At 73.6% G+C, this 11,422-nt stretch carries 9 protein-coding genes and 3 pseudogenes (1 of these 12 cut by a window edge); 8 read left to right on the plus strand and 4 right to left on the minus strand.

Features of this window, described 5'->3' with window-relative positions; translation table 11 throughout:
* The 3 genes from D455_RS0114355 to D455_RS0114365 all read left to right on the plus strand — a co-directional run.
* A partial coding sequence (locus D455_RS0114355; protein WP_017571407.1) for a glycoside hydrolase family 10 protein occupies positions 1-1,465 on the plus strand: 1,465 nt, incomplete at its 5' end.
* 284 nt (positions 1,466-1,749) lie between these two features.
* Complete coding sequence (locus tag D455_RS36195) at positions 1,750-1,833, plus strand: cittilin family RiPP precursor (RefSeq protein ID WP_394296641.1); 84 nt, start codon at positions 1,750-1,752, stop codon at positions 1,831-1,833.
* Between the two features lie 77 nt (positions 1,834-1,910).
* Complete coding sequence (locus D455_RS0114365; RefSeq protein ID WP_017571408.1) at positions 1,911-3,140, plus strand: cytochrome P450; 1,230 nt, start codon at positions 1,911-1,913, stop codon at positions 3,138-3,140.
* A 17-nt stretch (positions 3,141-3,157) separates the two neighbouring features.
* Here D455_RS0114365 and D455_RS35385 read toward each other — a convergent pair whose 3' ends face one another.
* From D455_RS35385 to D455_RS30455, 3 genes and pseudogenes are all read right to left on the minus strand, one after another.
* Positions 3,158-3,355 (minus strand): hypothetical protein, encoded by a 198-nt coding sequence (locus tag D455_RS35385; protein WP_017571409.1) that lies wholly within the window; start codon positions 3,353-3,355, stop codon positions 3,158-3,160.
* 202 nt (positions 3,356-3,557) lie between these two features.
* Positions 3,558-3,941 (minus strand): annotated as a pseudogene (locus tag D455_RS35390) (methyltransferase domain-containing protein); the annotation flags it as partial.
* Positions 3,941-4,925: pseudogene (locus D455_RS30455) on the minus strand (helix-turn-helix transcriptional regulator). The pseudogenes D455_RS35390 and D455_RS30455, both read right to left, overlap by 1 nt.
* A 61-nt stretch (positions 4,926-4,986) precedes the next feature.
* On the opposite strand from D455_RS30455, the gene D455_RS0114380 reads away from it, so the two are divergent.
* Entirely contained in the window at positions 4,987-7,281 is a 2,295-nt protein-coding gene (locus D455_RS0114380; RefSeq protein WP_017571411.1) for an ATP-binding cassette domain-containing protein, read from the plus strand.
* A gap of 36 nt (positions 7,282-7,317) precedes the next feature.
* Here D455_RS0114380 and D455_RS0114385 read toward each other — a convergent pair whose 3' ends face one another.
* On the minus strand, positions 7,318-7,890 hold the full coding sequence (locus tag D455_RS0114385) for a TetR/AcrR family transcriptional regulator (protein WP_017571412.1): 573 nt from the start codon (positions 7,888-7,890) through the stop codon (positions 7,318-7,320).
* A 93-nt stretch (positions 7,891-7,983) separates the two neighbouring features.
* On the opposite strand from D455_RS0114385, the gene D455_RS0114390 reads away from it, so the two are divergent.
* The 4 genes and pseudogenes from D455_RS0114390 to D455_RS30460 form a co-directional block, all read left to right on the plus strand.
* Positions 7,984-8,832 carry an SDR family NAD(P)-dependent oxidoreductase gene (locus D455_RS0114390; protein WP_017571413.1) on the plus strand — a complete coding sequence of 283 codons (849 nt, stop codon included), beginning with the start codon at positions 7,984-7,986 and terminating at the stop codon, positions 8,830-8,832.
* Positions 8,833-9,148: 316 nt separating this feature from the next.
* The gene (locus D455_RS0114400; protein WP_040684874.1) at positions 9,149-9,475 is read left to right on the plus strand and encodes a hypothetical protein; all 327 of its coding nucleotides are present in this window, start codon (positions 9,149-9,151) and stop codon (positions 9,473-9,475) included.
* 406 nt (positions 9,476-9,881) lie between these two features.
* A complete protein-coding gene (locus D455_RS0114405) occupies positions 9,882-11,015 on the plus strand; it encodes a sensor histidine kinase (protein ID WP_017571416.1) in 1,134 nt (377 codons plus the stop codon).
* Positions 11,006-11,422: pseudogene (locus D455_RS30460) on the plus strand (response regulator transcription factor); it runs 227 nt beyond the window's last position. Before D455_RS0114405 ends, D455_RS30460 begins: the two are co-directional and overlap by 10 nt.

Genomic DNA, 11,422 nt, shown 5'->3' on the forward strand with positions numbered 1-11,422 from the left:
GGTCGATCCGCAGGTCCCGCCCAAGAGACAGATGCGCGCCGAGTGGATCTCCTCGGTGGTCAACATCGACTGGCCCAGCCAGCAGGGCCTGAGCGTCCGGGAGCAGAAGGCCGAACTCGTCGAGCTCTACGACCGGGCCGAGGCCGACGGCCTCAACGCCGTGTTCGTGCAGGTCCGGCCGACCGCCGACGCGTTCTGGCCGTCCCCGTACGAGCCCTGGTCCGAGTGGCTCACCGGGAAGCAGGGCACCGATCCCGGGTACGACCCGCTGAAGTTCGCGGTCGAGGAGGCCCACGCCCGCAACCTGGAGTTCCACGCGTGGTTCAACCCCTACCGGGTGGCCATGCACGACGACCCCAGCCGGCTGGTCGCGGACCACCCCGCCCGGAAGAACCCCGAGTGGGTGTTCGCCTACGGCGGCAAGCTCTACTACGACCCCGGCATCCCCGAGGCCCGCGAGTTCGTCATCAGGGCGATGATGCACGCGGTCGAGAACTACGACCTGGACGGGGTCCACTTCGACGACTACTTCTACCCCTATCCGGTCTCGGGCGAGGCGATCCCCGACCGGGAGACCTTCGCCGAGTACGGCGGCGAGTTCAGCGACATCGGGAACTGGCGCCGCGACAACGTCAACCGCATGGTGCGGGAGATGGACGAGGCGGTGCACGCCGCCAAGCCGCACGTGAAGTTCGGCATCAGCCCGTTCGGGATCTGGCGCAACGACTCCAGCCATCCGGACGGCTCCGCCACCGGCGGGTTCGAGTCCTACAGCCAGATCTACGCCGACAGCCGCAGGTGGGTCCGCGAGGGGTGGGTCGACTACATCAACCCGCAGGTCTACTGGGAGATCGGTCTGTCCGTGGCCGACTACTCGGTGCTCGTCCCCTGGTGGGAACAGGTCACCGAGGGGACCGGGGTCCACCTCTACATCGGTCAGGCCGCCTACAAGGTGGGCCGTTCGGGCGCCTGGTCCGACCCGAACGAACTGGCCAGCCACCTGGACTTCAACCGCGACCACCCGGGCGTGGACGGCGACGTCTACTTCAGCGCCAACTCGCTGCGCACCAACGCACGGGAGGCCATGGACGTCGTGGTCGAGCAGCACTACGGCCACCCCGCCCTGGTCCCGCTCAAGGAGGACCTCGGCGGATCCGCGCCCGCGTCGCCCGTGGTCACCACCGCCGAGCGGTCCGAGGGCGGCACCGTGCTGAACATCCGCCCCGGGCGCGGCTCGCAGCCCGCCTACTACGCGGTCTACGCACTCGACGGCCCGCCCCGCAGGGGCGACGTGGCGTGCGCCGTCCAGGACCCGCGCACCATGGTCGACACCCTGCGCGCCTCCGACGACGGCGGGGCGACCTTCAGCGTGCCCGACGGAGCCGAGGACGTGACCTACTACGTGACCGCCCTGGACCGGCTGCACCACGAGAGCCAGCCGAGCAACCCGCGTCGCGTGCCCTGAACCAGGCGCACCTTCTGAGGAGACCGTGGGGCCCGGCTGTTGCCGGGCCCCACGACTGTCCCCACCGCTCTACCACGGCGATGCGCTTCGCGCGTGGTGCCGTGGGCCGCGGTGGCGCCTGTGGGTGGCGCGGTGGTCCCTGGCTTGACGCCGGAGCCAGTTCTTCCTCACCTTCGGATACGCATCGTTCACTTTGGAGGCACTGCCCAAGACAGGACGTACTTGCGTAGCGTTCACTCCGCCACCCGGAGTCCCCGGGAGACCGCGCAGGAAGGAGCGCCCCCATGAAGAAGGCCGCCTACCGTATCGCCGCGAGACTGGGCATCGTCGACGGCGCGCGCCTGACCCGTCCCTACATCTACTACTAGTCCGGCGGTTCCCCCACCGTCCCCGGGTCCGTGCACCGCACCGGGCACGGACCCCTCACCGGCCCGGAACGGACACGATGGTCACCCAGCACGCCGCTCCCCCCGGCCCCCGCGGCGGCCGGAGCACCGCCAACGCCGCCGACTACGCCGTGGACCCGCTCGGCTTCCTCACCAGGGCCGCGCGCGAGTTCGGGGACGTCGTGTCCCTCACCCCCTCCAACGTGCTGCTGGCCCACCCCGACGACATCGGCCGTGTGCTGGTCGACCGCGGGGAGAACGTCGTCAAGATCGGCCCGGGCACCCGCCGGGGGCCGACCGGGTTCCCCCTGGCGATGATGAACAGCGAGGGCGCGGACTGGGAGCGCAAACGCCGCCGTCTGCGTCCCGCCTTCCGCAGTGAGCGCCTCGACCACCTGGAGACGACCGCCAGGGAGGGGGTCGCGCGCACGGTCGACGGCTGGAGCGAGGGCCAGACCATCGACGTGCACCACGAGATGTCCCGTCTGGCGATGCGTGTGGGTGCGGCCCACATCGCCGGGCGCGAACTGGGAGAGCGGGGCGAGACCCTGTCGCGGGCGGTGGCGGCCATCATGCGGCTGACCTCGGCTCCGCGCCTGCCCGTGTGGCTGCCGACCCGGGTCAACCGGGAGCTGAGGCGGTCGCTGCGCACACTGGACGGCACGCTGGAGGAGCTGGTGCGCGAGCACCGCCCCGACGGCGGCGCCACCGCCTTGGACGGGCTGCTGTCCGACGGGGCGCCCTTCGAGGAGGTGCGCGACGAGCTCGCCACGCTGCTGATGTCGGGGTACGAGACCACCGCCGATGCCCTGACCTGGCTGTTCTTCGCTCTGGGGGAGCACCCGGAGGCGGACGAACGGATGGACGAGGACGGGTTCGCGCTGGCCGCGGCCAAGGAGGCGATGCGCCTGTACCCGCCCGCGTGGGTGATCAGCCGGGAGACCGTGCGGCCCTTCGAGGCGGGCGGCTACGTCCTCCCCGCAGGGACGGTCCTGGGGTTGAGCCAGTGGGTGACCCACCGCGACGAGCGGTGGTTCCCGGAGGCCGGGGAGTTCCGCCCCGAGCGCTGGCTCACGGGCGGCCCCGCCCACCGCTACGCCTACTTCCCGTTCGGCGCGGGCGCGCGCGGGTGCGTGGGCGCGTCCATGGCCCTGCGCGAGGTGGAGGTGATCGCCGCGCGGCTGCGCGCGCGGGTGCGCCTGGAACCGGTCGAGCCCGAGCGGGTGCGTCCCCGCCCGGCTCTGGCGCTGCAACCGCTCGGGGTGCGGGCCGTCGTACGCAGGCGGTGAGCGCGCCGGGCACGCGGTCAGGGGCGGTCGGCGCCGACGGTGAGGAAGGGGATCGCCACGAACAGCCGCCCCTCGCTGGCGCGGAGGCGCTGTTCCCGTGACCAGTCCCCGGCCTGCTCCGCGGTGACCGCCCCCGCCTCGCGGGCCGCCTCCGCCATCCCGGTGAGCATGGGCAGGACCCCGTCGTCGGTGAACACGAGTACCTCGCCCTCCACCTCGACGTTCTCGAAGCCCGCCGCCAGCAGCAGCGCGCGCTGGCGGCGGGGCGCCCGGGNTGCCGTCGGCGTAGGACCCGACGATGGCGCGGGTCAGACCGGCGTCGTCGGCGTCCACCATGTAGGCGTCCCAGTCCTGGCCGAGGAGGACCACCCGACCGCCGGGGGCCAGGACGCGGTGGGCCTCGGCGAGCGCGCGGGCGGGGTCGGTGAGGCTGTGGTAGACCTTCTCCGCCCGGTAGCCCCGGGCCTCGCCGTCGCCGAGGGGGAGTGCGTAGGCGTCACCCCACCGGAAGTCCACTCCGGGGTGGCGCTCGCGGGCGACCGCGAGCATGTGCTCGTCCCGGTCCACCCCCACGACGGACACCCCGTCGTCGGCGAGTTCACCCGAGGCGCGACCCGCGCCACAGCCCACGTCCACGACCGTGTCGCCGGGCCGGGCCCGCAGGAGTCCCCCCGCGCGCGAGCGCAGTGCCCGGGCCCCGGGCAGGTCGTCGAAGCGGTCCAGCCGGGCGAGCATCCGGGCGGTGGCGTGCGTTGGGGAGGTCGGCATGACAGCGATTGTGCGGTCTCGACCCACGGGCATCAACCCCGGTCGAGGCGGCGGGCTCGGCCGGAGTCCTCCACGGCCCGGTGGAGCCGGTCGGCGAGCGCGGCTGTGCTCCGCGCGAACTCCTCCGGCCCCTCGACCGTGAAGGACAGGCCGGTGAGCGCGAGGACGATGGCGAGCCACTCGTGGGAGTCCACCCGGGCGGTGTAGCGCGCACGGTCCGGGCCGATCGCCTCGAGGTCGCCGTCGATCCGGACGATCCGCGCCGCCACCTCCTCGGCGGACGCGTCGAACAGGACCGACACAGTGTGCCGGGCCGCCCCTCCGCGAAAACCCCGCTCCAGGTGGTCGGCCAGTGGTCCCTCGGGCAGCTCCCTGCGGGGGAAGGGGGCTCGGGTCGGGGTGACCCCGGTGATCCGGTCCAACCGGAAGGTCCGCCAGTCGTCGCGCTCGCGGTCCCACGCGAACAGGTACCAGCGCCGCCCGGACAGGACCAGGCGGTAGGGGTCCACCTTCCGGCGGTGCTCGCGACCGTCACCGCGACGGTGGACCATCCGGACCCAGTGCCCGTCCGCGACGGCCTCCCCCAGGTCGGTGAGGACCCGAGGTCGCACGCCCGGCCACACCCGCCGCTCGGGTTCGACCGCGGAGGTCAGGGCGGACGCCCGGCGCGCGAGGCGGGAGGGCAGCACCCGGCCGAGCCGGGCCAGGGCGCGTTCGGCGCTCTCCTCCACCCCCTCCACCCCGCCGAGCCCGGCGGCGACGATCCGCAGGCCCAGGGTCGCGGCCACGACCTCGTCGTCCTCCAGCAGCAGGGGCGGCACCGCGCGGCCCGCGACCAGCCGGTAGTGGCCACCGGGNGCTCTCCACCGCGTAGCCGAGGTCGCGCAGCCGGTCGACGTCGCGGCGCAGCGAGCGCGGGCTGGTGTCCAGGGCGGCGGCCAGGTCGGCGCCGGACCAGGCCCTGCCGGTCTGGAGCAGGGACAGCAGGCGCAGCATGCGCGCGCTCGTGTCAGCCATGCCCCCATTCTCGCCGGAATTGCGGCCGGATTCTGACCACAACCGTTCGTAGCGTGGCGCTATGGACATCGACACGGCACGGCCGCGGCCGACCTCGACGGACGGGATCGTCGTGGAGGGAGCCAGGACACACAACCTGCGTGGCGTCGACGTACGCGTCCCCCGGAACCGGATCACCGTGTTCACCGGCGTCTCGGGATCGGGCAAGTCCTCGCTGGTGTTCGACACCATCGCCGCCGAGTCACGGCGTCAGCTCAACGACACGCACGACAGCTTCACGCGCAACCGGATGCCCCGCCACGGCAGACCCGACGCCGACCGGATCGACAACCTGTCGGTCGCGGTGGTCCTGGACCAGCGGCGCCCGTCGGCCAACGCCCGCTCGACGGTCGGCACGGCCACGGACATCGCGCCGCTGGTACGGCTGCTGTTCTCCCGGATCGGCGAACCGGCGGCCGGGCTCTCCCACGTGTTCTCGTTCAACGACCCGCGCGGCATGTGCCCGGAGTGCCAGGGGTTGGGGACCGTGGACCGGGTGGACGAGGAGGCGCTGATCGACCCGGACCTGTCCCTGGACGAGGGCGCGATCCGGTTCCCGACCTTCGCGCCCGGCACGTGGCGGTGGAAGCGCTACGTGCACTCGGGATTGTTCGACCGGACCCGGCCCGTCCGCGACTACACCCCCGCGGAACGGGAGCTGTTGCTGCACGCCGACGGGGTGCGCGCGCCCGACCCCGATCCGGAGTTCCCGAAGACGGGGCTCTTCGAGGGGGTGGTGCCCCGACTCACCCGCGCCTACCTCACCTCCGAGACCCGCGGCCTGCCCGAGCGGGTCCGCGCCGAGCTGGACCGGGTGGTCAGTTCTGGGCCGTGCCCGGCGTGCGGCGGCGCGCGGTTGAACCCCGCCGCCCTGGCCTGCCGGATCGGCCCGCACAGCATCGCCGACTGGTGCGCGATGCCCGTGACCGAGCTGGCCGGGGTCGTCCGCGGGATCGATGTGGCACGGGTCCGGCCGCTGACCGCGGCCCTGGTCGAGCGGCTCGGGTACCTGGACCGGGTGGGCCTGGGATACCTCGGTCTGGGCCGCGCCTCGGGCACGCTCTCGGGCGGTGAGGCGCAACGGGTGCGGCTGGTGCGGCAGATGGGCGGGTCGCTGACCGGGCTGACCTACGTGTTCGACGAACCCAGCACCGGTCTGCACCCCGCCGACGTGCACCGGTTGACGGACCTGATGAGGCGGCTGCGCGACAAGGGGAACACGGTGCTGGTGGTGGAGCACGACCCCGACGTCATCGCGTTCGCCGACCACGTGGTCGACATGGGGCCCGGGGCCGGTCGTGACGGCGGCCGGGTGGTCTACGAGGGCCCCGTGTCGGGACTGCCCGGCGCCGACACCCCGACGGGCCGGTACCTGCGCTCGCCGCGCACGGTGCGCGGGGCGGTCCGGCGCCCGACGGGAGGCATCGACATCCACGGGGCGCGCCTGCACAACCTGCGGGACGTGAGCGTGTCGGTGCCCACGGGGGTGCTGACCGCGGTCACGGGGGTGGCCGGGTCGGGCAAGAGTTCGCTGGTCTGCGGTGAACTGCTCCGGGTGCGGCCGGACGCGGTCGCCGTCACCCAGGGCCCGGTCGGGGGCGGGAGCCGGTCCACCCCGGCGACCTTCCTGGGCGTCCTGGACACGCTGCGCACCCTGTTCGCCCGCCGCAACGGCGTGGCGGCGTCGTGGTTCAGCGCGAACTCCCGGGGCGCGTGCCCCACGTGCCGGGGACGCGGGGTGATCACCACCGACCTGGCCTTCCTGGACGACGTGGAGACCGTCTGCGACGACTGCGGCGGCACGCGGTTCAACGGCCGGGCCCTGTCGTACACCCTGGACGGGCGGACGATCGCCGAGGTGCTGGCCCTGACCGCGGAGGAGGCCGCCGACATCGTCCGCGAGCCGGGGATCGCGGACGCGCTCGGGCGCCTGGTCCGGGTCGGGCTGCCCTACCTCACCCTCGGACAGTCGTTGGACACGCTCTCGGGCGGGGAGCGGCAGCGGCTCAGGCTCGCGCGCGAGCTGGCCGCCCCGGCGCCGGTGTACGTGCTCGACGAGCCCACGGCCGGGCTGCACGGGACCGACGTGGACCGCCTGCTCACCCTGTTCGACCACATGGTGGACGCGGGGACGACCCTGGTGGTCGTGGAGCACCACCTGGACGTGGTGGCCCGCGCCGACCACGTCATCGACCTCGGACCGGGGGCCGGGACGCACGGGGGACGGGTGGTCTTCGAGGGAACGCCGGAACGGATGGCCCGGTCGGGGACCGGGGCCACCGCTGACGCGCTGCGGCGCCATCTGGACTGGGGGTAGGGCGCGGGCCCGCGCCCGCTCCGGCGGGCGCGGTGCTCAGCCCTCCTCGACCAGCGGGGCGACCATGCGCGCGAACAGCGCACGCGTCTCCTCGGAGGGGGCCGCGGTCAGCGCGGGGGAACCCACGACGGAGCGCATGACGCCCAGGCCGAGCAGGAGTGCGCCGAGCATCTCGGCCCGCAGCTCGGGGGCGCCCTCCGGGAGGCGCTCGGCGAACGTGCGCAGGTAACCGTCGCAGACCTGGGCGCGCAGCTGTTCGCGCACGTCGGCGTGGCCGGAGGAGCGCAGCATCGCCAGGAGCGGGTGCTCGCCGCCGTACTCCTCCCAGTCTGCGAGGACGACCTCGTGGAGCAGGGTGTCGGCCAGCTCCGCGGCGGACCGGCCGGTGTCGTCGGCCAGGCCCTCGGGGACCTCCGGGCGCACCGCCCGGGCGTACAGCTCCTTCTTGGAGCCGAAGTAGCGGAAGACGAGGGCGGGGTCCACGCCCGCGTCGGCGGCGATCTCCCTCACCCCCGTGCCGTCGTAGCCGTGTCGGGAGAAGCGCAGGCGGGCGGCGTCGAGCAGTGCGGCGCGGGTCGCCGCCCTGTCGCGGCGTCGGGTCGGGTTCATGGAAGTCAGCATAAGTCATCATCTGTTGACTTGGCGTCCGGGCGCGCCTACCTTTGTCACCAGTCGATGACTTTTACGGGACGGGCGGAACACATGCGCACCTACGTGATCACCGGAGGCACGGACGGCATGGGCCGGGCACTGGGCATGCTCCTGCTTCGGCGCGGAGACCGCGTCCTGGCCGTGGCCAGCGGACGCGCCAAGGGGGAGGCCTTCCTGGCTGAGGCGGAGGCGGCCGGGGCCGGGGAGCGCGCGGAGTTCCTGCGCGCCGACCTGAGCACCGTCTCCGGTATGGACCGCGTGGTCGACGGGGTGCGGGCCCGGACGGAGGTCCTGGACGGCCTCGTCCTGGGCGCCCAGCGCTTCCGCCCGAGGAGGGAGGAGACCGCGGACGGGCTGGAGTTCACCTTCGCGCTGGCCTACCTGAGCCGCTTCGTCCTGGGGCACGGGCTGGCCGACCTGCTGGAACGCGGGGACTCCCCCGCCGTCGTGAACATCGCCGGCCCCGGCGGGATCCCCGGACGGATCCGGTGGGAGGACGTCCAGCTGACCGGCGACTACACGGGCATGCGGGCCGCCATGCAGTCCTCGCGCTGCAACGACCTGCTCGGTGTGGACTTCCCGGTACGCCACCCCGGCGCGCGGACCCGGTACGTGCTCCACAACCCGGGTTTCGTGCGCACGGGCATGGCCGATCCCCTGCCGTTGCCGCAGCGCGCGCTGACCCGGACACTGGCCCGGGTGTTCGCGACCCCGGCGAGCGTGGCCGCCGTGTCGCTCGCCCGGTTCCTGGACGCACCGCCGGAGGCCGCCGTCACCGCCTTCCGACGGGGTACGGAGCTGGACCTGACCGGCACGGACTTCGACCCGGGGGCGGCCGACCGCCTGCACGCGTACACCGTCGACCTGCTGTCGGGGATCCCCGCGCGGCGTCACACCTGAGCCCACTCCCCGGCGTCCTGACGTTCCGGCAGGCCGGAACCGGGGTTTTCCGTGCGCCCTCCGCGGAAGGCACGGGGTTCCGGTTCTGTGATCGTCACCACCACCGGATCCCCGGAGAGGGGGACCGCCACCGCGGCCACCGCGCGGGTCTCTCACCGACCAGCGGATCCCCTGTGGCGGGTGGCGACACGGGAGGTTCACTCCGACCCATCATGGTCACAATGCGCACCCGCCCCTTACGGAGAGTTTACGCGGGTCGGGTAGACAGAGACGGATCGGCCCCCACGGACCTTGAGATAAGGATGTGCGCGACGTGATGGATTGGTTGAGCAACCTCTTCGGCGGAGCCGCCGAAGACGCCGCCCAGGGAGTGTCCGACGCCGTGGGCGGAGCCGGCGACGCCGTCGCCGGAGCCGGTGAGGCCCTGGGCGGAGCGGGCGAGGCCGCGCAGGCCTACGGCGAGGAGGCCGTCGGCGGATTCGCCGAGGACGCCCAGGCCTACGGTGAGGAGGCCGTGGGCGGCTTCCAGGACGGCGCCGCCGAGGCCGTCGGCGGTTTCCAGGAGCAGGCCGACACCGTCAGCGGTGTGGTGGAGGACCCGGGCGGCGCCGCCTCCGACCACTTCTTCGGCGGCGGCAACTGACGGACGGCCCTCCCGGTCCCCGGCCGGGAGGGCCCCACGGGATCCTGCCGGGAGCACGTGCTCCGGCGGGGTCCGCCGCTCCCCCGCGTGAACGGAGGCGGCTCTCCTCCGGGACGCGAGCGGTGCCGCACACGGCCCGTCGATGCCCCGCACGGTACCGGCGAGGAGCTCGCCGCCGACGGCGGCGGAACCCTCCCGCGGTCCGCCCGGACCGGGGTGTGCCCCGTCACCCCCGGAATGCGGTGTTCCGCAGTACCGGCACGACCCGGCGGGTGGCTAGTGTCGGCGCGGGCGGCAGTCGCCGCCCGTGGCCGTCGTCCCTTCAGGACCTCGTGACACGGGCGGTCGGAGGAACCGGGGGACGGACGTGACGAGTCATGAGGCGAGGACGGCGTATCCGGCCGTCGTGGCACCGCGCGAGTGGGCCCGGGCCGTCGTGGGCGCCGCGGCCGGCGCGGCGACCGCCGTCGCCGAGGCGGTCCTTCTGGCCGTGCTCCTCACCGTCACCCTTCCCCTCCTGCCGTTCCTGCTCTGGCCCGCCGCGCGGCACCCCCTGGGACGGACGTTGGACATGACCGTCCGACCGTTCGTCCTCCTGGAACGCAGCCGCCTGTCCACCCTGTTCGGCATCGACATCACCCTGCGCCCCGCGACGGCCCGCCCCCTCACCTACCTGGCGGTACGCTGCCCCGTCGGGCTCTTCGGCGGGCTGGTGCTGGCCTTCTTCTCCGCCGGGCTCTACCTGGTGCTGTCGCCGCTGGAGGTACTCGACGGCAACACCTTCGGGATCGTGCCGATCGGTCTGGGACTGATGTGTCTGTGCGTGCAGGGAACCGTGGGGTTGGTGGGCGTGGAGCGCTGGCTGGCCCGGCGGTTCCTCGGCCCCAGCCGCGAGGACCTCATGGAGGAGCGGATCGGGGTCCTGGCCGCGACCCGCGCGGGGGTGGTGGCCGCCGTCGACGAGGAGCGCCGCCGTATCGAGCGCGACCTGCACGACGGTGTCCAGCAGCGCCTGGTACTACTCGGGATGGCGCTCGGCAGGGCCCGCCGCGACCCCGGTTCGGAGCGGGGCGGCGCCCTGGTCGAGCAGGCCTACGAGGAGTCCCGGAACGCCCTGCGCGATCTGAAGGAGGTCGCCTGGCGGGTCTACCCCGCGGCGCTGGCCGGATCGGGGCTGCGGGCGGCGCTGCACGACCTGGTCGGCCGGTCGAGTCTGCCGATCGACCTGGAGTACGGCCTGGACGGAGCGTGTCCACCGTCCGTGGAGACGGCTGCCTACTTCGTGGTCGCCGAGTCGGTGACCAACGCGGTCAAGCACGCGGGGGCCGGGCGCGTCAGCGTGCTGGTCACCGAAGGTGGCGAGGGAGGAACGAGGTCCGTGGTGGTGCGGGTACACGACGACGGGGTGGGCGGTGCCGACCCCGGGGGGACGGGGCTGGCCGGCCTGGCCAGCCGGGTCGAGGCGCTCGACGGGCGGCTGGCGGTGGACAGCCCCGTGGGCGGGCCGACGACGATCAGGGCGGAGCTGCCGTGCGGGTGATCGTGGCCGAGGACTCGGCACTGCTGCGTGAGGGACTGGTGCGGCTCCTGGAGGACGAGGGACACCAGGTGACCGCCTCGGTCGGGGACGCCGACGCCCTGCTGGCGGCGGTCCGAGAGGAGGCGCCCGACGTGGCCGTGGTGGACGTGCGCATGCCGCCCACCCACACCGACGAGGGGTTGCGCGCCGCGCTGCGGATCCGGCGGGAGCAGCCGGGGGTGGGTGTCCTGGTGCTGTCGCAGTACCTGGAGAAGCGGTACGCCACCCGGCTGTTCGGCGAGAACACCACCGGGGTGGGCTACCTGCTCAAGGACCGGGTGGTGGAGGTCGACGAGTTCCTCGAAGCCCTGGTCCGGGTGGGTGGGGGAGGCGCGGCCTTCGACCCGGAGGTGGTGCGTCAGCTGCTC

It is taken from the genome of Nocardiopsis halotolerans DSM 44410 (genome assembly GCF_000341065.1).
Classification (GTDB): domain Bacteria; phylum Actinomycetota; class Actinomycetes; order Streptosporangiales; family Streptosporangiaceae; genus Nocardiopsis; species Nocardiopsis halotolerans.